The sequence below is a fragment of the Corynebacterium sp. HMSC074C05 genome (genome assembly GCF_001838325.1).
Lineage (GTDB): Bacteria > Actinomycetota > Actinomycetes > Mycobacteriales > Mycobacteriaceae > Corynebacterium > Corynebacterium amycolatum.
The window spans coordinates 239,263-261,878 of sequence record NZ_KV836295.1 but is presented as its reverse complement, the minus strand read 5'-3'; the positions used below and the strand labels follow the sequence as shown (position 1 = coordinate 261,878).

Genomic DNA, 22,616 nt, shown 5'->3' with positions numbered 1-22,616 from the left:
CAATGCAGACAACCGCGAACAAAACTAGTCCGTTCAGACAGGTGGCCGTTTTCATTGGACTCGCCCTAGCGCTGGTGCTGGCAATAGGTTGGTCGGCCTCCGTAGGGCAGTTCGGCGCCACCATCGGCGAATCACTGAGCTCAATGGTGAGGCTAGTGTTCAATGGCGGTCTCGGTGATGCGCCAGAGCCCATCGATACTGTGCTGTGGCAGGTGCGACTGCCGCGCATCGCGCTGGCCTGCCTCGTTGGTGCGGGGCTAGCCCTCGCGGGTGTGGCGCTGCAAGCGGTGTTCGGCAACCCACTTGCCGAACCCGGCCTCATAGGTGTTTCCTCCGGCGCCGCCGTTGGCGCTGCCACCGCCACAGTTTTGGGCACCGCCGCCGGGCTTTCCGGAGTGCTCGGCGGAGTGTTGAGTGTCTTCGCCAGCAGCTGGGCCATTGCGGTCTCAGCTTTTATTGGTGGCGCGGTGGCCACGGCTATTGTGGCCGCAAATGCGCACGGTGGTCGCGATATCGCCCGAATCATTCTGGTCGGTGTGGCTGTGAACTCCATCTGTGGTGGTTTGGTGTCGCTCCTGACATTCGTAGCCTCCACGGCTGCCCGCGACCGTATTGTGTTCTGGCAGATGGGTTCCTTTGCCAGCGCCACCTGGACGCAGGTTGTCATCATTACGCTGGTGACAGTTCCGGCCGTAATTGCCATGTGGGTCAGCTACCGCAAGCTGGACATTCTGAGCCTCGGTGAAGCGCAGGCGCGCCACCTGGGTATTAACGTCATCACGCTGGGTCGCGCCATTATTTTCGGCACGTCTCTGGTCGTGGCGGCTGGAGTGGCATTTTCCGGCATCATTGTCTTCATCGGCTTGGTGGTGCCGCACGCTGCACGACTGCTGCTGGGGCCGGCGCATCGCACGCTGATTCCCGCATGCATCCTCGGCGGAGCGCTGGCCACAACGCTGGCCGACCTCGCGGCCCGCACCATGATTACCGGTGCGGACCTGCCACTGGGAATGCTCACCTCGATCGTCGGCGGCCCCCTGTTCTTCTGGCTGCTCCTGCGTTCGAAGAGGGCGGTGCACTAATGGAAATTCACTCTGGACTGGGCATTTCTGCCGACAATGTCAGCATCACCCTGGGCGGGCACCGCATCCTGAACGATATTTCCGTGGTCGCCGAGCCCGGAAAAGTCACCGCGCTGGTCGGCCCTAATGGTGCTGGAAAGTCGACACTGCTCGCAGCGCTTTCCGGCGACCATGAGCTCAGCGGCGGCGACGTCCGAATCGGCGAGCATTCCATTACCGAGCTCTCCATTGCCGAGCTAGCCCGCTACCGCGCCGTCCTGGTGCAGAGCCAAGAACTGTCTGTACCATTCACCAGCCGCGAAGTCATCGACTTCGGACGCAACCCATGGGGCTGCCCGAACGAAGAGTTGCTCGCGGAAGTCATCGCTGAATGCGACGTCGCGCACCTCCTTGACCGGGAAGTACCGACCCTCTCCGGCGGCGAGCGCGCCCGCGTCCACAGCGCGCGTGTGTTCTACCAGGACACTCCCGTCGTGCTTCTCGACGAACCGACCGCGGCCCTGGACCTCCACCACGCCGAAAAAATCATGGGAATGATGCGCGCCCGCGCGGCGGCGGGCAAAGCCGTGGTCGTGGTCCTGCACGATTTGTCCGCCGCAGCGGCGTATGCCGATCACGTTGTGGTGGTGGCGCAGGGGCACGTCGTAAAGCAAGGCCCGCCTGCGGAAACCCTGGATGCACAGACCGTCAGCGAAGTCTACGGCATCGGTGTGGAAGTGCTTCGGGATTCCGCGGGCAACCCCGTGCTGGTGCCTCAGCGCGGACAAGACCTCTCACCCTAGTCTCCAAAACCCCACAGAGAAAGAAGAAAACCATGGTTGAAAACGCGATTAAAGAAGGTGACAAGCTGGCTGCTCAGCCCTTGGCAGAGCGGCTCAAAGTGGAGACTTCCGGTGTTCACAGTGAAGCGGAAAACTCCGACTTCATGTCGAGACTGCTTGCGGGTGAACTGGACGCGCAGGCGGCCATCGATTTAACCGGTCAGCTCTACTTTGTGTACGAAGCGTTGGAGCAGGCAGTGCGGTCCACTGCGGAGTCGGAGCAGGTCAGCGCGGTCTACGATGCGCAGCTGGAGCGTTTGGAAGCACTGGCAGCCGACCTTGAGCACTTGGTGGGGGCTGATTGGCGGGAAAAGATCTCGCCTGTGGAGGCGACAAAGAACTACGTGGCCGAGCTTCGTGAAATCGAAAGCAATGGCAACGCCAACGCCGCATTGGCGCACCATTACGTTCGCTACTTGGGTGATCTTTCTGGTGGTCAGGTGATTGCGTCCATGCTGGCCAAGCACTACGGCATCGGTGCGGAGGGAACCCGATTCTATGACTTCTCCGCGATTGGAAAAATTAAGCCCTACCGCGACAGCTACCGACAGAGTCTGTCAGAGCTGGGCATTTCGGATGCCGACAAGGATGCTGTTGTGGAAGAGGCGAAGAAGGCATTTCGCCTGAATCGGGCGATTTTCCACGACCTGGACGGCGGTCTCGACGACGCCGTGGCGTAGGTTGCGGCGGAGGGCGCGGACTGGAGTGTTGCGACTGTGGCTGTGGGGGTGTGCATTAGCCGATGTACACCACTGCGTTACGGCCGCCCGTGCACTTGATGTTGCCGCCAGCAGGACGGCACCACATGTTGTAGGTCAGGCCAGTCGTTGGGCTGTAGGCCGTGATGGTGCCGGATTCCGCACCAGTGGAATTGCGGTAGCGGACGTAGGCGCTGTGTACATTTCGAACGAACGGATCGCTCGTTGAGGATGTGCCCTTCCATGCGCTGGAGAGGTTGCCGCCAGCCAGGCCACGTGACGAGCCCGAGGACCCAGCAGAGCCACCGGAGTTCGCGGAGTTTGGAACGACCACGGTCTCAGTCTGCGTGACCGGTGGGTTGGGCTGGCTCGAAGCATCGGCAGCGACCTGTGTAGTGGCAGCCGTCTGTGTGTCGGCCGCAGTCACCGAGTCATCTTTGCCTAGGGTGACATAAAGTACCGCGCCAATCAGACCTAACAACACCACACACAGCACTGAGATGAGCGCAATCAAGGCACCGGAAGTGCGTGAGTTCTGCTGCGGATACGCCGGGGCTGCGTAGGCGAAAGTTGGTGCTGGCTGCGCAGCGAATTGGGGCTGCGGTTGAGGTTGGGGTTGAGGTTGGGGTTGAGGTGCCTGGTCCGGGTAGACGGGGCCGAAAGAACCGGTGGAAGGATTCGAATTGTAGTTGGGGTCTGAGCTGGGGAACTCGTTATACGACATGCTGGACGTACCAATCACGAGGAGGGGATGTTCCCCTGTGATGAGCCCAACCCGCGTAGCGAATGGTGTTCCATCCCCTGGGGACACGGTTAACGTCTTTTATTGTATTACCGGGAAAACTTTAAAGCATGTTATGGGGCGCATGTCATCCCAAAATGCGGCAAGGATGCGTTTAGCTAAACCCGAAATGAGGTGGTGAGCTTCAAATGAGGGCGCGGCCATCGAGAAACTGCGTAAGTTTATGACAGTTTCGGCATTAATTTTTGCTTGTTTTTGTCATAAACGCAGTCACTAACTTATGACCCGACTTATGAGCCGGCCCAAGACGCAGGGCTGCACATGCGAAACTGGGGTGCGCATGAGACTTCACGGCCACTTTTCGACCGTTTCGTTCATGAGCACCCCAGTTTGTTGCGAGGCGTAGCTGGTAGTTAGTAGCTAGTAGCTGCTTAGTGGCTACATCCCCAGGATTTCCTTGAGCTCGGCCTTAATCTGGTCGAGCCGCTCGGCCGCAGCCACGTGCGGAATCGCGGCCGGTGCGGCCGGCAGCACGACCTCCAAGTAGCACTTCAGCTTCGGCTCCGTGCCGGAAGGCCGGGCAATGACGCGGTCGTTGGCCTCGGTGAGAATGAGAATGCCGTCGGTAGGCGGGATGTGATAGCTCTCGCCCTTGGCATCGACCATGTCTAGGCCGTCATTCATGTCCGTGACCTGCGTGACCTTCGATCCGGCCAGCTGTGCAGGCGGGTTGGCGCGCAGAGTGTCCATGCCCTTGGTAATCAGCGAGCGGTCCTCGACGCGGAAGGTCAACGGGGCGGTCTTGTAGAGGCCGTGGGCGCAGGCGACCTCATCCAGCAGGTCCTGAATGCCCAGCCCCTGGTCCTTCAGACGCGCCACCGCGTCGGCGACACGCACCGCCGCAGATACGCCGTCCTTGTCTCGCACGACTGCCGGATCGGTGCAGTAGCCAATGGCCTCCTCGTAGCCGAAGATGAGCCCGTCCACACCAGCAATCCACTTAAAGCCGGTCAGTGTAGCGCGATAATTCAGTCCGTGACCTGCGGCAATCTTGCCCAGCAGGCGCGAGGACACAATCGAGTTAGCCATCGTGGCCGGAAATTCTGCGCCCTCATCATTGGTCACGGTCGCAATCCCACGGGCCTCGGCATCCGCAGCGATGACCTCCCCCAGAAACGCACCGATGTCATCGCCGGAGAGCTGTCGCCAGCCACCGTCGACGCTGCTATCCGGAATAGCCACCGAGCAACGGTCCGCATCCGGGTCAGCCGCGATGATGACATCCGCGTCTTCGGCACGAGCCAGCTCAAACGCAAGATCCAAAGCACCGGCTTCCTCCGGGTTCGGGAACGATACCGTCGGGAACTCCGGATCCGGCGCGAACTGCTTCTCGACCACGCTGACATTCGAGAAACCTGCCGCGTTCAGCGTGCGCACGATGGTCTCGCCGCCGACGCCATGCATCGGGGTGAGGATAATCTTCGCTGCCTGCTTCTCTTCGCTTGACGACGTCGTTGCGAGCGCAGCCGCCCGTTTCACATAGGAATCAAGCAGTTCAGGACCAACCTGCTCGACGGTATCGAAGTCACGCGGGACCTCATCAGCTGGTGGTGCAGCGGCGATGGCTTCCGCAATTTGCTTGTCATGGGGCGCGATAATCTGGACACCTCGGCGGGAATCCGATTCCACCGCGCGGCCACCGAGGTAAACCTTGTAGCCATTGTCCTTCGGCGGATTGTGGCTGGCCGTGACCATAATGCCGGCATCGGCATTGAGGTGGCGCACGGCAAAGGCGGTCACCGGTGTGGGCAGCTGCTGTGGCAGGGCCAGGGCCTTGCCACCGGCTGCGGCGACAACCGCGGCGGCATCGCGGTGAAAATCAGCGGAGCCGTGGCGGGCATCGCAACCAATGACCACGGTAAAGTCATCGCCCACAATGTTCTTCAGGTGTGCGACCAAGCCGGCGGTGGCACGGATGACCGTGGCGCGGTTCATGCGGGACTGACCAGCTGCAACGACACCGCGCAGACCTGCAGTGCCGAATTCGAGTGGCCCGGCGAAACGGCTTTCCAGCTCGGCAATCGCATCGGGGTCGGCGGCCTTGGCTTCGTCGTAAAGCGAGGAGAGCTCGGCGGCGGTGGCCTCGTCCGGATCGTGGGCGATCCAATCGGTGATGGTGGCTTGTAGCTGTTCGGAGAGCATCGGTGTTCGCCTACTTCAGACCATCGAGGACAGCGGCGGAGGAGGAAAGGCCCAGGCGGGAGGCGCCCGCAGCAATCATTTCCTCGGCGGCAGCGGCATCGCGGATACCACCGGAGGCCTTGACTCCCAGGCGGTCGCCCACGGTTTCGCGCATGAGCTTCACAGCGTGAGCGGAAGCGCCGCCGGCCGGGTGGAAGCCTGTGGAGGTCTTGACGAAGTCTGCGCCCGCGGACTCGGAGGCCTTGCAGGCTGCGATGATTTCCTCATCGGTCAGGGCGGCCGACTCGATGATGACCTTCAGAATCTTGCCCGGAATGGCGTCGCGAACAGTCTTGATTTCGGCCTCGAGGTCGTCGAAGCGGTGTTCCTTGGCGAAGGCGATGTTGATGACCATGTCGACTTCTTCAGCACCATCGGCCACAGCGCGAGCGGCTTCAGCAGCCTTGACCTCGGCCTTTACCGCGCCGGAGGGGAAACCGACGACAGTGGCGATGTGCAGGCCCTCTGGCACCTCGACTGGGAGCTGCGAAGGGGAGATGCAGATGGAGTAGGTGCCGAGCTTGGCGGCCTCGGCGATAAGAGCCTTGACCTGGTCAGAGGTGGCTTCTGGCTTGAGTAGGGTGTGGTCAATCATCTTGGCAACATCAGCGCGGGAAGTCATGGGAGAAATCAAGTCCTTTCGGAAAATTAGGAGAGAGCTTAAAAGTTAGGTGCTTAAAAGTAGGGAGGTGGCGGGCTCGGGGCGGGGAAGTAGCGCCGGCGCGAGCCCGTTAGAGATTTTCTAGGACACGCGATCGAGGATAATCTCGCGCTCGGCTGCCGGCGCGGTGTCGCCGATTTCAATGCCCGGCTCGATGGACTCGAGGGCGCGCTCGAACTTATCCGGAGTTTCAGTGTGCAGCGTGAGCAGCTTCTGGCCCTTGACCACCTTGTCTCCTGGCTTGGCAAAAATCTCAATACCGGCAGTGGCCTGCACCGGATCATCCTTACGAGCACGTCCCGCGCCCAAGCGCCAGGAACCAACGCCGAGTGCCAGTGCATCCAGCTTGGTCAGGTAACCATCGGCTTGTGCAACCACATCGTGCGTGTGAGGCGCCACCGGCAACGCGGCATCCGGATCGCCGCCCTGAGCGCGGATCATCTTCTTCCACGAGTCCATAGCGCGGCCGTCCTTCAGTGCCTGCTCCACGTCGGCATCGTGTACGCCGGCCAGCTCCAGCATGTTTCGGGCCAGCTCACAGGTCAGCTCCACGACATCTGCGGGGCCACCACCTGCGAGAACTTCCACCGATTCGCGGACCTCGAGAGCGTTGCCGATGGTCAGGCCTAGCGGAGTGGACATGTCCGTCAGCAGTGCGCGGGTGTTCACACCCGCGTCGTTGCCCAGGTCAACCATGGTGCGAGCCAACTCGCGGGCCTGATTCAGATCCTTCATGAAGGCGCCCGAGCCGACCTTGACATCCAGCACCAGGCTGGAGGTGCCCTCCGCAATCTTCTTGGACATGATTGACGAGGCAATTAGCGGAATGCAGTCCACCGTCGAGGTGATGTCACGCAGCGCGTAGATTTTCTTATCCGCAGGTGCCAGGCCTGCACCGGCTGCTGCGACGACCGCGCCGGAATCTTCCAGGATTTGCATCAGGCGGTCATTCGGAACATCAGCCTGCCAGCCTGGAATGGATTCCAGCTTGTCCAGGGTGCCGCCGGTGTGGCCGAGGCCGCGACCGGACAGCTGTGGGACGGCCACGCCGTAGGAGGACACCAGTGGGCCCAGCGGCAGCGTGATTTTGTCACCGACACCACCTGTGGAGTGCTTGTCTGTGGTGGGCTTGCTCAGCGAGGCGAAGCTCATGGTCTCGCCCGAGTCAATCATCGCCTGAGTCCAATCCACAATCTCGCGGCGGTTCATGCCGCGGATGAAGATGGCCATGTTCAGCGCCGCCATCTGCTCATCGCCCACGACGCCGCGAGTGTAGGCGTCAATGACCCAGGAAATCTCTTCCGGACTGAGCTCACCGCCATCACGCTTTACCTTGATGACGTCAACTACATCGAACTTTTCAGCCATTGTTCGCTCCTTTTATAGGCGATTGTGCTTAGCGATATTGGTCTTGTGAACTCTGCTGATTCCGATTATCATCAGCACTAGAACAAATGTCAATAGTTAACTTTCCATTTGTACCCACATAAGTATGTTTGCATAAATACCTCGAACAGGCTCGGGGAGGGAGAGCACAATGTCCCACATCTCAGACGAAGAACTGCTGGCTAAGGCCTACGCAGCCACAGAAAACTCGTACGTCCCCTATTCAGGTTTTCCGGTCGGTGCCGCACTTCTGCTTGACGACGGCACGGTGGTCACAGGCTGCAACGTGGAAAATGCGTCCTATGGGTTGACCAACTGCGCAGAGCGCACAGCCGTATTCCGCATGGTCGCGGAGCACGGCGGCAACCATAAGGTTGCGGCCTGCGCCATCGTCGGGCGAAAGGCGGCACCGTGCCACCCCTGTGGTGCCTGTCGGCAGGTCCTGCACGAATTTGGGTGCAAGCGCGTCATAGTGGAGTCCGAGCGCCCGGAAAATGGTGGTTTAGGCGCTCCGGCCAGCATTGACTTCGAAAAAATTCTCCCTTACGCCTTTGGTCCCGAGGACCTGTAGGCATCATCACCACAGCCTCTTTTATCAAGAAAGAAGACCTTAGTCATGGATAGACTGCAAGGCTTACTGGGCATCATCCTCGTCATCGGATTTGCCATTGCTATCTCAAAGAACAGGAAAGCCATTAACTGGCGCACACTCGGCGTTGGCCTGCTGCTGCAAGCGGTATTCGCGCTGGTAGTGCTGAAGTGGGAACCTGGTTTTAATGCGCTGAAGAGCGTCGCCGGCGCCATTGAGAAGATGATCGATTTTACAAATGAGGGAACCTCGTTTGTCTTCGGTAATCTTTTCGACGACACGGGTAAAAACTTCGTCTTCGTGCTCAACGTGCTGCCAGTGATCATCTTCCTGGGCGCAGTCCTCGGTGCCCTCTACTACCTGCGGGTAGTGCAGTACTTCGTTGAATATGTCGGGTCCGCACTGAAGTTCATTATGGGTACCTCGAAGGTGGAGTCCGTCTTCGCTTCCACGGTGATTTTTCTCGGGCAGTCGGAGGCTCCGCTCGTCGTTAAGCCGTATATTCCGAAACTGACCAAGTCGGAGCTGTTCGCATGTATGTCGGGCGGTTTTGCGTCGGTGGCCGGATCGACCTTGATTGGCTACTCCCTGCTCGGTGCGCCGCTGGAGTACCTGCTGGCGGCATCGGTGATGAACGCGCCGGGCTCGCTGCTGATTGCGAAGACTTTCTGGCCGGAGACAGAGGAATCTGACCTGGATGCGTCAGTGAAGGATGTCCGCGATACCGAGTCGAAGAACGTCATTGATGCGCTTGGATCGGGTGCGCTGGCCGGCGGTCGTATCGCTGTGGTTGTGGCCTGTCTGTTGATTGCGTTCATCGCTGTGATTGCGATGCTGTCGGCGATGATCGGCGGCATTGGCGGCTGGTTCGGTCAGGATAACTGGTCTCTGGAAGGACTGTTCGGCCTGATCTTTGCGCCAATTGCATGGCTGATTGGTGTGCCGTGGGAGAACGCAGGGCTGGTCGGTAGCTTCATTGGTGAGAAGACGATTCTGAACGAGTTCGTCGGCTACACTTCGTTCTCTGAGCACGTGGATTCGCTGGATCCGAAGTCCATCATGCTGGCAACCTTCGCCCTGGCCGGCTTCGCTAACCTGTCGTCCATTGCGATTCAGATCGGTTCCTTCGGTGCGCTATCGCCGGAGCGCCGCGGTGAGATTGCCAAGAACGGTCCACTGGCGCTGATCGCGGGTCTGTGCACTAACCTGCTCAACGCAGCAATCGTGGGTGTGATTGCGCTATAGCTCTTCCTCAGTTCGGAATTCGGCCGCCTGCTTTTCTAGATTCTGATGGATTTTCTGCTCGCCCTCGGCGGCAGCGGTAGCCCGAGGCGGAAGCTGGATGTAACGCTCTGAGGGCAGGCCAGCGCGCAGTTGGCGCATCCTCTCAACCTCGGCATCCAGCTTGAAGCCGAAGACCACGACCACATTAATGCTCCAGAGTGCGGTCATCAGCGCGATAACCGCACCCATGGCGCCATAGGGATTCGAAGCCGCAAAGTTGAATAAGTACAGCTGGAGCGCCTTGCCGATGATCAGCGAGCTAATAATTGCCAGTGCCGAACCTGTGCTGAGCCAGCGGAATTTGCGCATGCGCACGTTCGGCGTGAAGTAGTACAGCGAGCCAATCAGAATCATCGACATCAAAATAATGACCGGCCAGCGCAGCCAACTCCAGACGGAGATGCAGAAGTCAATGACCTGTCGCGTGGTCGATTCAATACCCAATGGGCGGGCAACCGGTTCGACAATGGTGATAACTAGCTGGTCATTGACAATAATCGCAATGAGTAGCACCACAGTGCCGATTAACAGCAGCAGCGTAATGGCGACCATGAGCAGGTGGTAGCGAATCAGCGTGCGACCTTCGGAAACGCCGTAGATGGAGTTTGCCGTGCGCGAAAAAGCGCGCGTGTAGGCCGAGGACGAAATCAGTGCAAAGACAATACCGATAGTCAGTGCGACGAGACCGCCCGTGGCGGAGCCGATAATCGTTGAAATGACATTGCGGATCGGTTCGGCATACTCAGCCGGAATGTAGCTGCGGATGAAATCCTCGGTCAGGCGGTTGAGGTCTTCTGTATAGCCGGCCAGCATCAGCGTGGCAATCGAATAAATCGCAAGCAGTGCAGGCGCGAAGGTCAACACCGTGTAATAGGTCAACTTCGCGGCAGCGTCGAAACCGAGCTCCAAGAAAAACTCAATACCCGCACGCTTGAGAGCGTAGAGCGCTCCTTTCCACCTCACGGGTGGCAACTTCTTTGCGGACTGAGCAAAAGATGCGTCTGCCGACTCGTAGGCCTGGAGTGTGTGCCTGATTTGCTGTGCTGGTGACACCTAAAGAATCGTCCTCTCCGACCGGACAGCGGCTGCAACATATATGCGGACATGTGCGCTCGCTTAAGTCTATCGGTCGAAGAGGACAAAGACGCTTCTCGGGCCCGGGTGTCAGTTCTTTGTACTGATGCGTTCCGGGACGGTTATTCCGTGGCAGTAAGAGGGGTGGAGCTATCGGGGGAGCCCGGTGAGCCCGGTGAAGCCGGTGAAGCCGGTGCAGCCGGTGAGTCCAGCGCAAGCAGGCGTTCAGCGGTGGCATCGTCGATGACCAGGTGAGTAGCCAAATTTGTTCGAAGGGCCACGTCGATGGCCGCGGCCTTGTGTGCGCCACCGGCCACAAGTACCCGAGTGGGGATCCGGCGCAGGTCAGAGAGACTGATACCTACCGTGCGGGCATCGACCTCTGGCAGCGCAATGCCACCGTCAGCGCGGTAGAAGCGTGAGCAGGCATCGCCCACTGCGCGCTCCACGAGCAAGTCTTTTTCGGTTATCGACAGCTGTCCCAAGTTCAAGGCCAGCGAATCATGGTCGACGGCGCCGACGGTGAAAACGGCAATGTCCACCGTCCGGCCAAGAGCCAAAACGCTGGCAATGAACCGATCCTGTTCCACGATGCGCTTGGTCTCGACCGAATCGAAAATCACCGGCAGCGGCAGTGTGCGGGCATAGGCGTGGAAAGCGTGGCAGAAAGCGCCAATAGTGCGGATGTCGTTCGTGGACTTATCGGAGTGGCTCATTCCTCCCTTGAGCTGCACAATTTCCACGCCCGAGACATCCTTGGACTTCAGTTGCGTGGATACGGAGTACATGGTCTTACCCCACGAAACACCGAGAAGGGTACCGTCTACCACCAGCTCGTCGAGAAGCTCGGCGCCCACGCGCCCCAACTCGCGGAGCAAGACTGCATTGCCAGCGCGTGCCGGTTGCGCCAGGCGCACATCGTTCAACTTGTAGCGATCCCGCATCTGCGTAGCGGTCTCTGAGGCTTCCTCGCGCGGATCATGGATCTCAATGCGCACGTAACCGCGCTCACGGCCAAGATTGAGCAGTTTAGAGACCGTTGGACGGGAAACCCCGAGTTCGGTTGCAACCTGAGACTGTGTGAGCCCCTCGCCGTAATAGAGTTTGACGGCGGTGAGTGCCTGGATGTCGCGACTGTCCACAGCGGCCTCCTCCAACAAGAGCACTTAGCAAGCGCACTTGTAACAGGAACCTCGCTTGATTGTGGCCCTGCCCGACTTGATCATCGGGAAAGCGTGCGCCTCACCTGTGATTTTAGTTCCATGTTTGCAAAAACAAAAAGTCAGCTTTTGCATTTGTAGTAAACGGTGAGGCGTTGGCTTTCCCGGAGGGTGTCGGAGGGCATCGGAGGACCCTCCCGAAGGCGCCGGAGGGGAACGCAGCGCAGGTTGGGTTCCCGCAGAATTACCAGATATTCACGCGCTCATTCGGCTCACGCCACATGCCGTCGCCCGCTGAAGTGCCGAAGGCCTCATGGAACTCATCGATGTTGCTGGCAATGACGTTGCAGCGGAACTCCGCTGGTGAGTGCGGGTCAATCGCAAGCAGCTGGCGTGCAAACTCCGGGCGAATCTTAGAACGCCAGACCAGTGCCCACTGCTTGAACAGGTCACGGTAGGTCTCTGGGGCGTCCTCCAGTCCAAGTTCTTCACCGCGGGCAGCGAGGAAACGACGGAAAGCGACGACGGCAATGCCGAGCCCGCCCAAGTCACCGATGTTCTCGCCCAGGGTGAAGCGGCCATTGACGCCGGGTAGGTCAGCGCCTTCCTCTGCCTGCTCGCGCAGAGCCTGCGGCACCAGTCCCTCGTACTGATCCACCAGTGCGGCGGTCAGGTTCTCAAAAGCTGCGCGATCCTCATCGGTCCACCACTGGTGGAGGTTGCCGTGCCCGTCATACTGCGAGCCCTGGTCATCAAAACCATGCCCAATCTCGTGACCAATAACGGCACCGATACCACCGAAGTTCTCCGCCGGGGAAGCGTCCGGTGAGAAGAACGGCGACTGCAAAATCGCAGCCGGGAACGTGATGTCATTGACCACCGGATTGTAGAAGGCATTGACCGTCTGTGGAGTGCCATGCCACTCATCGCGATTGGCCGGAGTACCCAGCTTTGCCACCTCATAATCGTGCGCAAAAGCGCTGGCAGCACGAACATTTTCCATTAGCGAATCCCCGAGCTCCATCGCCGAGTAATCACGCCAGCGCTCTGGGTAGCCAATCTTGGCCTTAAACAGCGACAGCTTCTCCAATGCCCGCTCTTGCGTCGCCTTCGTCATCCACGGCAGCTCCGAAATGCGCTCCCGGTACGCCGCCAGCAGGTAGTCCACCAGTTCCAGGACCTGCTCCTTGTACTCCGGTGGGAAGTGCTTTTCCACATACAGCTTGCCGACGTCATGTCCAACCGCACCGTCGGCAAAGGCAACACCACGCTTCCAGCGTGCACGCTGCTCGGTCGAACCCTGCAAGGTGCGGCCGTAGAAGTTAAAGCTCTCCGCAGAGAAGTCATCCGACAGGTAGGCAGCACGCTGGTGGAGAACGCGCCACAGCGCCCACAGGCGCAGATCTGCCAGGTCAGTGTCCTGCCACAGCTTGCTCAAATGCTCGAAGTACGACGGCATCATCACCACGATGGTGTCGATGGCAGTCTGGTTCGTCTCATTCACGCCGGTAGCCGCGAGCCATTCCGCGACCGGGAATCCGGTGGGGAGATCAGCAATAGCGGTCTTGTTATAGGTCTTCAGTGCGTCGCGGGTATCGACCACATTCCAGTGACCAGCGGCAATGCGCTTTTCAAAAGCCACGATGCGCGCCGCCGCAGCGGCCGTGTCTACCAACTCGAATGCAGCAAGTGCAGTGGAGAGGTCTCCCGCGCCGTCGTCATGCGAGGAGAGGAGCTTCAACATAGCGGCAACATGCTGCTCATAGGCGGCGAGAGTGTCGGCGTGACCAGGCTCGCGGTAGTAAGCCTCATCCGGGAGGCCGAGGCCCGACTGCAGCAGGTAGAGAGCATCCAGGTCCGAGCCGGAATCCTTCTCTACCCAGTACCCGAGCGCACCGCCGACACCGAGGCGGTCGAGGCGGCCGAGTGCCAACGCCAGCTCATGCGCGTTCTCGGCGGAGGCAATCATTTCTAAATCCTGCGCGAGCGGAGCAGCGCCGGCGCCATTAATAGCGGCTTCGTCCATGAAAGAGTTGTACAAGCGAGCGACGCGGGAATTCTGATCCGCATCGGCGGCAGTGGTGATGAGCTCGCGGACGTTTTCCTCCGCCTCATCCCTCAGCTTGTAAAAGGCGCCATCGATGGGGCGGTCAGCCGGGATGACGTGATTACTAACCCACTCACCGTTGGTGGCCAAGTAGAGGTCATCCTGTGGGCGAGGAGTCGTTGAGAGTTGGGACGTTGCGGACTGGGTCTCAGTATTAGTGCTATTTGTCATGCCGCCAGTCTAGGGGCAAGGGCGGATTGAAGCTGTGACTGGAGGGGCGGGATAAGTTTAGGATTACGAATGGGGCTAAAGTGATTTAGGGGGTAAGGTGCAAACCATGAAATTTCTTCCACTTTCCGCGACCGCGGTGCTGAAGCGACGCCCGGGCCGCGCCACTTTGGCAAGTATCGTGGCCGTTGCGCCGCTGACCTTGGGTGTTATTGCACCGGCTGACGCGCAACCCCAGGACGCATCTGCACACTCCAACCCGTCCGCTGCTGATTCCAAGGGGTCGCTCGACTTTTTGACCGAATCACCGAGCATCACCGATGCGCCGCTGGTGTCGGATGCTCAGGAGCCGCAGGGCTCTGATGCCAACGGTTCCTCAACTGGTTCGGCTACCAGCGCATCGTCGAACCCGGCTCGCACCGGCTTCCACATGGGGCCGACCGGTGTGGACGTCTCCAAGTGGCAGCGCCCAGGTGGCGTCGCGCTGAAATGGAACGAGGTCGCAGCTAGCGGCCAGAAGTTCGCTTTCATCAAGGCCACCGACGGTGTCGAAGGTGACCAGAAGTACTTCCTCGAGGACTCCATCGCGGCTGCGAAGGCCGGCCTGTACGTGGGCAGCTACCACAAGGCACACCCGGATCGTTCCGCAACCGCGCAGGCTGACCAGTACGTAGAAGCACTGCAGCAGCGCGATGAACAAATCTCCACAGACAAGACACTGCCGCCTGTGCTTGACATCGAGCTAGACAATGGCCTCAACCCAACCCAGCTGCAAAAGTGGACCAAGGACTTCCTCGAGCGCGTTGAGGAAAAGACCGGCGAAACCCCGATGATTTACACCTACCGTTGGTTCTGGCAGAACCCGATGGGTAACTCGACCGACTTCACCGACTACCCGCTGTGGCTCGCCGCCTACGAAGACAGCGCTCCGACCTCGCTGCCGGGCGGTTGGGAGAGCATGGCCTTCTGGCAGCGTTCCTCCACCGGCCGCGTCGATGGCATCCCGACCATCGTGGATGAGGATGTCTTCAACGGCACCGAAGCTGAGCTGCAGCAGCTGGCTGCTGCTCACTAGCCGTGTGCTGGGGGCGGGCTAAAACTTCGTCCGCCCCGCACGCCACGCAATCAACGCAGGCAGGAGCTTGTCGACGGCGTCGACGACGATAAGCGCATCGAGAAGCTCCGGCCGCACAAACCCCGCATCCACAACTTTGCGCAGGAGCGCCAACAGGGGCTCCCAGAAGCCCGATGGTCCCAGCAACGCCACTGGCTTGGCATGAATCCCCAGGTGCTGCTGGGTCCACACCTCGAAGAACTCTTCCAGCGTGCCCGCACCGCCGGGGAGTGCAACAAAAGCATCGCCGAGCTCATACATGCGCGACTTTCGATCGGCCATAGTCGCAACAGTTTCCAGGTGAGTCAGCCGCGGATGGGCAATTTCCTTCTTGACCAAGACCTCGGGGATGACACCTGTGACACTGCCGCCGTCGTCAAGCGCTGCGTTAGCAACCGTGCCCATAAGACCAATCGCCGCGCCACCGTAGACGAGCTCCACCCGATTTTCCGCGAGTGTCTGGCCGAGACGTTCGGCGGTGACGCGCCAGGCGGGATCGTTGCCGAAGCCGGAGCCGCAGAAGACAGTTAGTGACGACAGTGCGCGCTGTGGCTGTTCACGGCCAGCGGCAAGCTGCGGCAGCTCTTCGCGGAGCTTCGGCAGAGTGGTCTCGGCCAGCATAGGGGCGATTTTCCCGGTCGGCAGCCAGGGGTCGAGCCAGCGGACCTCTTCAATCTCGGCATGGGGCTGAACGTTCGCCAGCTCATCGGTGAACTCGCCGACATAGCGCACATGGTGGCCGACGACCTCGAAGCCCGCCTCGTTGGCGGCGGCTGCGCGGGCGATATTCCACGGACGCAACAGCGATAGCTCGATGTCCACGCCGAGCTCCTCGGAGACCTCGCGCGCGGCGGTGACCTCCGGGTTATCGACGGACTCACCCGGCTCGAACTTGCCGCCGGGCAGCATGAACGTATCCGTACCTCGCTTACGAACGCACAAAACCCGCCCCACCGGGTCAGTCACAACCATTGCGGCGACAACGATGGAACGGGTTTGTGCAGTCACTCGGGCTCCTTAGGTGAAGGAAGCGCCGAGGCTCTTTCGCCTAAGGATCCTTCACAATCATCTTCCCGGGCGAGTATAGACCCGAGCGAGTGATATCTTCATACTCAATTTCGGCGACATCCGGCTTGACCTTGTCTTTATTCGGACGCGGCGAGAGCTTCTCGACGGAACCCCAGTCGCGGCGCCAGTCGTTCTTGAGGTAAGTCGGTACGGACGTAGCCTCATTCACAGCGTCGGAGAATCCGAGCGGACCACCGCCATCGACCGACTGCCAGACATCTGCGCCGACGACCTTCAGGCCACGGTCCGGAGTGATGCGGTACTCCGGAAGCTCTGCGACACCTGCGTAGTGGTCGAACGGACGCTGGCACGGGAACTGGAAGGCAACCGGCCAGTCCGGGATAGTCGCAGTTTCCGGCGAAATGACATCAGTCATCGACTGCAGCTCGGCCAGGCGCGGCGGGGTCAGTGCCAGCCACTGATCCTCGGAGACGTCATTGTCCTCCGCGACCAGTCGCACAGCGGTCGCTCCCTCTGGGATCTCCTCGGTCAGGAAGCGCAGGTTACGCCAGGTCGGAGCAGGGCCGATATCAATCGGCTCCGACTCGGAGAGGACCTCGAAGCCATCCTCGTCGCCGCCCTTGCGACCGTACTCTGCCACCAGCTTGCGACCCTGCTGAGCCACACCGTTGATGTCGTGGTGGAAGATACGGCCAGCCGCCGATACGACGAGTAGCGGGTGGTCCTCGTCAATCTCAGGCAGCTGGAACCAGGAAGTTTCCAGGCTTGCAGGACGCTGAATGTCCTCGGAGTAGGAGCCAAGCACCGGCACCTTATCCGGATCCAAGCCAAATGGCAGCTCGACCTGCGAGCCGTTGACACCCTTGTCGGCGCGCTTGCCGCCGTCGGTGCCCGACGCGGAACCGCCCTCAACTGTGGCTTCCGGATCAGTAGATTGATCATCAGTGTCGGCAGTACTTGCCTGGCTCTGGCTGGTGTCCACAGCTTCGGCCTTCATATTTGACGGGACGCCGTTCGGGTCGAAGCCACGGTTCTTGCCGCCACCGCGCAACGATTCCGCTAGCGGCTTGCCATCGACGGTATTCAGGAAGCCATCGTTCGGATCGGTTTCCATCAGCACATCGCTCGCCATATTACATGTCTGACCAGCCAAGGAGCGGATATTACCAGCGGCGACCGAGTATGCCGGGTACTGCGATACTGCGCCCTTGCCCAGTGAAGCCACCATGAACATCGTCACCAGCAGCGTCGTCACTGCAATCGGGGACGATGCAACTGCATTGATGCGGCGCGCGCGTGCCGACTTTTCCTGCGACTTCGGCTTGGTACGGAACTCCTGGACGAAGTTCATTACTGCACCAGCCAGCAGCAGTAGCAAGGCCAGAGCCAATACTGCTGAACCCAGCTGGTGGCCGCGCAACTGAATGGTCTTGTCGAACCACGGCACACCGTAGGACGACACATACCACCAGCCGTTAATACCCATTAGCGAGAAGGCAAGGATGAAGGTGAAACCACCGGCAAAGAACAGCTGGTTGCGCGGGTTGCCTGCCACCCAATGGCTAATGGCCATGGCGGCAAGTGCTGCCAGGGAAGCCGCGATGCCCGCGTATACGCCGAAGTGGTGCGTCCACTTTGTCGGCGTGAAGGTCAGGAAGAACATGGTGCCGATGAACATGAACACCAGGCGTGCCGACGGACCGGCCAGAGCCCCCGGAACGGTGCGGTGACGAAGCAGCGCGGCAATCGTGATGCTCAAGCACGCCAGTGCAATCAGAACTGGGAAACGACGTGGGAAGGCGCCGTCGACCGACTGCAGCACCAGCCAGTAGTAGCGGACGTACTCGTTGTACCAAGGCTCCGACGGGCCGATGATGCTGCGGACGCGAATGGACTCGCGGACCGTGGCCAAAGTCTGGTCGCCGAAGACACCGACCAAGATGGCGGTGCCCGCAGCCAGGAACGGTGCAATCTGCATCAGTGGGGCTTGCCAACCACCACCGAGAGCCTTATGGCGCTCAACGACAATGCGCACCAGCATCGGGATGCCTGCGAGCAGGGCAGCAACTGCCATTAGGCCCGTTGGGCCCGAGCCTAGGGCCAGCGTGGCGATAACCACGGCAACTGCAGCCGGCAGTAGGCGTCGAGTCAGAATTGCGCGCTCGATGAAGACCCAGGTCAGCAAAGAACCCAGAGCAATGACCGGCTCCGGGCGCAGTCCGTTGTTGTACGGCAGCCAGAAGGCCAGCAGCACACCGGCAGCAGACCAGTAGGCCACCCGGCGCTGGGCAATCTGGTCGCCGAGGCGCGGGATAACCATGCGGGAGATAATGAACCACACCAGCAGTGCGGACAGCAGCGCAGGAAGTCGCATCCACAGAGATGAGGTGGACACCTTCACCATCAGCGACAGCAGGTCGTAGTAGGGGCTGCCGAACGGTGACTCAGGAGCGCCGAACCAACGGTAGTAGTTCGCCATGTAGCCCGACTCGTCGGAGACGCGCGCCATGGTGAAGATGTAACCGTCATCGGAAGTGTTGCCACCGATGAAGTGCCAAACAACCAAAATCGTGCCAACCAGGATGTCCAGCGGAGTCGGCTTCAACGCACCGCGCTTGAACAGCGGAGTGAAGGAGGAACCGTCGATACGGTCAATGCGAGCTAACGCGACCAGAGAAGCCAGCGTCAGAAGCAGACCCAAGTACATGACGATGTACTTCACCACTGTCGGGTGTGAGGTGTAGCGGGAGTCGATGTTCATGTGGACATCGAGTCCATCGGCTACGGCCTTGGCCGCGTCGCCGTCAGCGGGCAGGTCAGTGTAGATACCGGTGACCTGCGGACGGTAATCGCCGTGTACGACCGCGGTGAGCTTCTCGCCATCGGCATTCTTACCACCGTCGATGTTGACGGTGGTCTCATGCTCGTTTGAGCGGATCTCCAGGATCTTGCTCTTGTTGCTGGCAAGCTCCTTCTTATCCAGGCTCATCACCACGCTATCGCGCAGAATGACGTCGAGGCCGTCCTTGCCCGAACGCACCATCAAGCCCCGTTTGGTCGGCTTATCCGCGGTCGGCGGGATAGTCGACAATAGGGTTGTCCGCTTGTCGGAAAGTTCATCCGTCAGCGACAGAGGCAAATCGACGCTCAGGTCCAACGGTGCCTGCGCCATGAGTGGCGCATCCACTGAGTTCAGTGTGTCGCGCTGAGGCCAAGACACGGAGGACTGAGTATTCACGACCGGGAGGAACGGTGTGATGACAAAGCAAATGAAACCGACGATTCCAGCGATAATCGCTGTCCAACGAGTCAGTGTCGTAGGAGAGGGGCCGTCCATAGGCGGTCTCTCCACGCGGTCGATGGTCACTTCGGGTGAACCGTCGACACTTTCTTTGATTTCTTTAGTTTCGGCAGTCACAAGGAAAGATACTACGGTAATTGGCCTTTTTCTTTGAGTTTGCAACGCGAAAGTTACATCACAGTTTCCACATTAGTAACAGGAATCACGTTTGCGGCAGGGGATAGCCGCCCAATACCTACTTGCCAACACCTATTTGCGAACCGCCACTACAAACGGGCCGACCTGGTTTAGCTCCCAGTGCTTCTCAAATGCAGAGCGGGAAAAATTCAGGCTCCGGAAGACCACATTCGGATTGTTCGGATAGATATCATCCGCGATGTCCAACGTCAGCGGAGCGGCATCCTCGCCATCAGGCGTCTCAACTTCGCCCCGCAGCACAATGGCATCTGGTCCGCGCCACGGCGTTTCGTCCATTGCCTGCACGAGCTCATCGGGGTCGCGAATCTCCGACCATTCCTCCAACGCCTGATTACGGCGGTCAAACTCACCCAGAGGGTTAGCGTAGTGGCTGGTCAGTGCCTGGAATCCGTACCAGGGATAGAGTGCCTGGAAATTCTTCTCATCCGTCAGCACCACTGTCTGGGCCGGATCGAGCCCAGCCTCCTTCAGCGTTTGGTCCACCGCTGAGTACCACGCCCCGGCATTCGGTGGGAAGCGGTCCGCGCGCTCGCCGTTACCGTCTGTGTCGGTATGCGCCAAGTCGATGGCGCCATGCAACTTATTCGGAATCGACTGTGCGTAGCCAATGCCCGCCAGCAGCAAGACTGCCGCCATTACCGCGGAAACACGCTTGGCAATGTGAGCTGGTGCCGCCTGCGGCCAGTACTTCTCGATGCCGTTGAGACGGGCGTCGGCAAGCGCGACCACACCAGCCGCAATCAACATGAACGTAATCGGTGCGGTGAGGCGAAACCCCAGCAGCGTGCGTCCGAGCAGCGTCGCCACCATCGAGGCCACTACCCAGCCATAGAGCACCAGCGTGCCCAGGCCGAGCGCGCGCGCATCCGGCTCTGTGGCGCTGACCAGCATGCGCACGACACCGATGAAACACAGCACACCGATCGCGCTGGCGGCGAGCATCGGCAAAGGCAACTGCGCGCCCTCCGGCGGCAGGTAATGCGTCGCTGTCGCGCCCGAGCGCGGTGCCCCCGTCGCAACCGCCAGCATGTACGGACCCCACACCGTCGCCGCAATCAGCATCGATCCCACGCCCATAATGATCAGGCGCACTACAGGCATCCACGAGCTTGACGACGTCCACGCGACCACGGCCAACACGACCACAATAAGCGCGCCTACGGCAGTGTAAAGAGTGTAGAAAGTCGCAGAAATACCCAGGAAGACGAGCACGCCAAACATGGCGGACCAAGCGCCGGTGAGACCGCGCCAGGCCATCACGGTCATCGCCGGAAGACCCATAGCAACGACTGCGGCGTAGGGCTCATCGGCGACAGTGGCCAGGGCGACGGCCGTGGTTGTCAGCGCAATGCCAGTGGCTACTGGCAGGGAGCCACTCAGGCGTTGCCACACCGGAACCAAAACACAGCCAGCAGCGGCGAGTGTCATCAACGCCCAGGGCTGGAAAACCTCCCAGCCGGCGATGCCCAGGATATTGGCCAGGCGTCCGCCCAGGAAGAACCAACCAGCGGGGTAGAAAGACGGGATGTCGATGTACGACATGTCATGCAGGCCAGGCTCCGCGGCCATCCTGGTGAGGTACTCAGTGCGGAACTCCTGGTCGACAGACAGACCGTCTAACCACAGTCTGGTCGAGCCAAGCGGCAGGCCGACGGCAGAGACCACCAGAATGGCCGGTGACATGTAAGCCATCAGGTATGTCAACCACGTTAGCCACCGGGGGCGATTGTCTTTGCCCTTGGTGGCGAAGAAATACAGCAGGACGGTGGTGAGCGTCAGCGTGATGACAATCAGCGCTGTTGCGACTGCCCTGGTCAGCTGCGAGCCGCCAAAGGCCGGCAGCGACAGGCGGTGGAACACAAACCAGGACGCCAGAGCGATAACTGAACCACCCACAAGCGCAGCAACTAGGTAGAGGAAGGCAGCCTTGAGGGAGAGCTGGTCATCATTGAAGATCTCATAGCGATCTTCGTCAACCAGCTCACTATAGGATCGTGCGCCCGTTGTGTTGGCGCTAGTGTTGTCGGCACCCGTGGTGTCAGCGCTCGAGGTTTCGGCCTGCTTGTCTACCATGCCCTCAAGTTTTGCACAGGAACCGGACTCCGACGAACGGCGGAGCTAAAGGTGGGTACGTCAGCCCGTCAAGCCCCGCCGAGTTCTATCTAGTCCCTCGAACCCCACTTTTAAATCGGCAGCTTCTTGAAGATTGGGCGCGGGATGTGCTTCAGCACCATCATCACCAGCTGGAATGCTGGCGGAGCCCAGACCAGGGTCTTGCCGGCCTCGACGGACTTCACCGCGAGCTTGGCGACATCTTCCTTATTCACAGTCAGTGGCGCCTCGTCCACGTCAGCGGACATACGGGTACGGACCTGACCCGGGCGGATAACCAGGGTCTTGACGCCGTACTCCTCCAGGGCCTCACCCAGGTTCAGGTAGAAACCATCTAGGCCGGCCTTGGTGGAACCGTAGACAAAGTTGGAGCGACGCACGCGCTCACCAGCAACGGAGGACATGGCAATGAACTGGCCGTGGCCCTGCGCCTTGAACTTCTGACCAACCAGAACACCCATCGACACCGCGCCGGTGTAGTTGATGTTCGCAGCCAGGACGGCCTTGCGCTGGTTCTGCCAGAGCTCCTCGGCGTCGCCAAGCATGCCGAACGCGACGATGCAGATATCCACGTCGCCGTCGGCAAATGCCTTCTCGACGACCTCCGGGTGAGAGTCGAAGTCCGTTGCGTCGAAGTCGAGGGTGACCACCTCGGAAGCGCCGGCGGCCTTCATCTTCTCAGCGGAGGCCTCGCGCAGTGGATCGTTGGGCAGGGAAGCCAGGATGACCTTGGCCGGGCCCTTCTTCAGGAACTCGGCGGTAATAGCCAGGCCGATTTCACTAGTGCCGCCGAGCAGCAGGATGGACTGGGCAGCGCCTACAGCATTAATCATTGGGGCTTAAATCCTC

Annotated in this window: 17 protein-coding genes; 6 read left to right on the top strand and 11 right to left on the bottom strand. The window is 60.1% G+C overall.

Annotated features, from left to right (window positions below):
• Positions 1-2 precede the first annotated feature (2 nt).
• From HMPREF3042_RS09290 to HMPREF3042_RS09280, 3 genes are read left to right on the top strand one after another with little or no spacing between them, the layout of a single operon-like run.
• Complete coding sequence (locus HMPREF3042_RS09290) at positions 3-1,082, top strand: FecCD family ABC transporter permease (RefSeq protein ID WP_070856928.1); 1,080 nt, start codon at positions 3-5, stop codon at positions 1,080-1,082.
• On the top strand, positions 1,082-1,864 hold the full coding sequence (locus HMPREF3042_RS09285; RefSeq protein ID WP_070841495.1) for a heme ABC transporter ATP-binding protein: 783 nt from the start codon (positions 1,082-1,084) through the stop codon (positions 1,862-1,864). The genes HMPREF3042_RS09290 and HMPREF3042_RS09285 overlap by 1 nt, the downstream gene beginning before the upstream one ends.
• A gap of 32 nt (positions 1,865-1,896) precedes the next feature.
• On the top strand, positions 1,897-2,583 hold the full coding sequence (locus HMPREF3042_RS09280; RefSeq protein WP_070841494.1) for a biliverdin-producing heme oxygenase: 687 nt from the start codon (positions 1,897-1,899) through the stop codon (positions 2,581-2,583).
• A gap of 55 nt (positions 2,584-2,638) precedes the next feature.
• On the opposite strand, the gene HMPREF3042_RS09275 is transcribed toward HMPREF3042_RS09280, so the two are convergent.
• The 4 genes from HMPREF3042_RS09275 to HMPREF3042_RS09260 all read right to left on the bottom strand — a co-directional run bounded on the left by HMPREF3042_RS09275 (position 2,639) and on the right by HMPREF3042_RS09260 (position 7,613).
• Positions 2,639-3,325, bottom strand: a complete 687-nt coding sequence (locus tag HMPREF3042_RS09275) for a hypothetical protein (RefSeq protein WP_246821521.1) — start codon at positions 3,323-3,325, stop codon at positions 2,639-2,641.
• Between the two features lie 456 nt (positions 3,326-3,781).
• Complete coding sequence (locus HMPREF3042_RS09270) at positions 3,782-5,545, bottom strand: phospho-sugar mutase (protein ID WP_070856926.1); 1,764 nt, start codon at positions 5,543-5,545, stop codon at positions 3,782-3,784.
• A 10-nt stretch (positions 5,546-5,555) separates the two neighbouring features.
• Positions 5,556-6,206, bottom strand: coding sequence for a deoxyribose-phosphate aldolase (gene deoC, locus HMPREF3042_RS09265; RefSeq protein ID WP_049172494.1), 651 nt, complete (start codon positions 6,204-6,206; stop codon positions 5,556-5,558).
• A 120-nt stretch (positions 6,207-6,326) separates the two neighbouring features.
• Positions 6,327-7,613 carry a thymidine phosphorylase gene (locus HMPREF3042_RS09260; protein ID WP_070856924.1) on the bottom strand — a complete coding sequence of 429 codons (1,287 nt, stop codon included), beginning with the start codon at positions 7,611-7,613 and terminating at the stop codon, positions 6,327-6,329.
• Between the two features lie 169 nt (positions 7,614-7,782).
• On the opposite strand from HMPREF3042_RS09260, the gene HMPREF3042_RS09255 reads away from it, so the two are divergent.
• Together HMPREF3042_RS09255 and HMPREF3042_RS09250 are read left to right on the top strand one after the other, a co-directional pair.
• Positions 7,783-8,202 carry a cytidine deaminase gene (locus HMPREF3042_RS09255; RefSeq protein ID WP_070856922.1) on the top strand — a complete coding sequence of 140 codons (420 nt, stop codon included), beginning with the start codon at positions 7,783-7,785 and terminating at the stop codon, positions 8,200-8,202.
• A gap of 45 nt (positions 8,203-8,247) precedes the next feature.
• On the top strand, positions 8,248-9,465 hold the full coding sequence (locus HMPREF3042_RS09250) for a NupC/NupG family nucleoside CNT transporter (protein WP_049189791.1): 1,218 nt from the start codon (positions 8,248-8,250) through the stop codon (positions 9,463-9,465).
• On the opposite strand, the gene HMPREF3042_RS09245 is transcribed toward HMPREF3042_RS09250, so the two are convergent.
• The 3 genes from HMPREF3042_RS09245 to HMPREF3042_RS09235 form a co-directional block, all read right to left on the bottom strand.
• Positions 9,460-10,467 (bottom strand): YihY/virulence factor BrkB family protein, encoded by a 1,008-nt coding sequence (locus HMPREF3042_RS09245; RefSeq protein ID WP_246822400.1) that lies wholly within the window; start codon positions 10,465-10,467, stop codon positions 9,460-9,462. The genes HMPREF3042_RS09250 and HMPREF3042_RS09245 overlap by 6 nt on opposite strands.
• A 233-nt stretch (positions 10,468-10,700) precedes the next feature.
• Positions 10,701-11,720: a sugar-binding transcriptional regulator gene (locus HMPREF3042_RS09240; RefSeq protein ID WP_070856919.1), complete on the bottom strand. Its 1,020-nt coding sequence runs from the start codon at positions 11,718-11,720 to the stop codon at positions 10,701-10,703.
• A 262-nt stretch (positions 11,721-11,982) separates the two neighbouring features.
• Positions 11,983-14,016 (bottom strand): M13 family metallopeptidase, encoded by a 2,034-nt coding sequence (locus HMPREF3042_RS09235; protein ID WP_070856917.1) that lies wholly within the window; start codon positions 14,014-14,016, stop codon positions 11,983-11,985.
• 106 nt (positions 14,017-14,122) lie between these two features.
• Between HMPREF3042_RS09235 and HMPREF3042_RS09230 the strand changes: the two genes are divergently transcribed.
• Positions 14,123-15,088, top strand: a complete 966-nt coding sequence (locus tag HMPREF3042_RS09230) for a glycoside hydrolase family 25 protein (protein ID WP_070841489.1) — start codon at positions 14,123-14,125, stop codon at positions 15,086-15,088.
• A gap of 18 nt (positions 15,089-15,106) precedes the next feature.
• Here HMPREF3042_RS09230 and HMPREF3042_RS09225 read toward each other — a convergent pair whose 3' ends face one another.
• The 4 genes from HMPREF3042_RS09225 to HMPREF3042_RS09210 all read right to left on the bottom strand — a co-directional run bounded on the left by HMPREF3042_RS09225 (position 15,107) and on the right by HMPREF3042_RS09210 (position 22,600).
• Positions 15,107-16,135 (bottom strand): TIGR00730 family Rossman fold protein, encoded by a 1,029-nt coding sequence (locus HMPREF3042_RS09225; RefSeq protein WP_070841488.1) that lies wholly within the window; start codon positions 16,133-16,135, stop codon positions 15,107-15,109.
• 40 nt (positions 16,136-16,175) lie between these two features.
• A complete protein-coding gene (locus tag HMPREF3042_RS09220) occupies positions 16,176-19,574 on the bottom strand; it encodes an arabinosyltransferase domain-containing protein (protein WP_070856916.1) in 3,399 nt (1,132 codons plus the stop codon).
• 132 nt (positions 19,575-19,706) lie between these two features.
• Entirely contained in the window at positions 19,707-21,728 is a 2,022-nt protein-coding gene (locus HMPREF3042_RS09215) for a galactan 5-O-arabinofuranosyltransferase (RefSeq protein WP_070856914.1), read from the bottom strand.
• Positions 21,729-21,838: 110 nt separating this feature from the next.
• Entirely contained in the window at positions 21,839-22,600 is a 762-nt protein-coding gene (locus HMPREF3042_RS09210) for a decaprenylphospho-beta-D-erythro-pentofuranosid-2-ulose 2-reductase (protein WP_038627263.1), read from the bottom strand.
• Positions 22,601-22,616: the final 16 nt, after the last annotated feature.

Coding starts and splice junctions, on each gene's coding strand:
- HMPREF3042_RS09270 (WP_070856926.1), bottom strand. CDS start 5,545: ATGCTCTCCGAACAGCTACAAGCCACCATCACCGATTGGATCGCCCAC.
- HMPREF3042_RS09285 (WP_070841495.1), top strand. CDS start 1,082: ATGGAAATTCACTCTGGACTGGGCATTTCTGCCGACAATGTCAGCATC.
- deoC (WP_049172494.1), bottom strand. CDS start 6,206: ATGACTTCCCGCGCTGATGTTGCCAAGATGATTGACCACACCCTACTC.
- HMPREF3042_RS09215 (WP_070856914.1), bottom strand. CDS start 21,728: ATGGTAGACAAGCAGGCCGAAACCTCGAGCGCTGACACCACGGGTGCC.
- HMPREF3042_RS09210 (WP_038627263.1), bottom strand. CDS start 22,600: ATGATTAATGCTGTAGGCGCTGCCCAGTCCATCCTGCTGCTCGGCGGC.
- HMPREF3042_RS09235 (WP_070856917.1), bottom strand. CDS start 14,016: ATGACAAATAGCACTAATACTGAGACCCAGTCCGCAACGTCCCAACTC.
- HMPREF3042_RS09230 (WP_070841489.1), top strand. CDS start 14,123: ATGAAATTTCTTCCACTTTCCGCGACCGCGGTGCTGAAGCGACGCCCG.
- HMPREF3042_RS09280 (WP_070841494.1), top strand. CDS start 1,897: ATGGTTGAAAACGCGATTAAAGAAGGTGACAAGCTGGCTGCTCAGCCC.
- HMPREF3042_RS09275 (WP_246821521.1), bottom strand. CDS start 3,325: ATGTCGTATAACGAGTTCCCCAGCTCAGACCCCAACTACAATTCGAAT.
- HMPREF3042_RS09250 (WP_049189791.1), top strand. CDS start 8,248: ATGGATAGACTGCAAGGCTTACTGGGCATCATCCTCGTCATCGGATTT.
- HMPREF3042_RS09290 (WP_070856928.1), top strand. CDS start 3: ATGCAGACAACCGCGAACAAAACTAGTCCGTTCAGACAGGTGGCCGTT.
- HMPREF3042_RS09260 (WP_070856924.1), bottom strand. CDS start 7,613: ATGGCTGAAAAGTTCGATGTAGTTGACGTCATCAAGGTAAAGCGTGAT.
- HMPREF3042_RS09255 (WP_070856922.1), top strand. CDS start 7,783: ATGTCCCACATCTCAGACGAAGAACTGCTGGCTAAGGCCTACGCAGCC.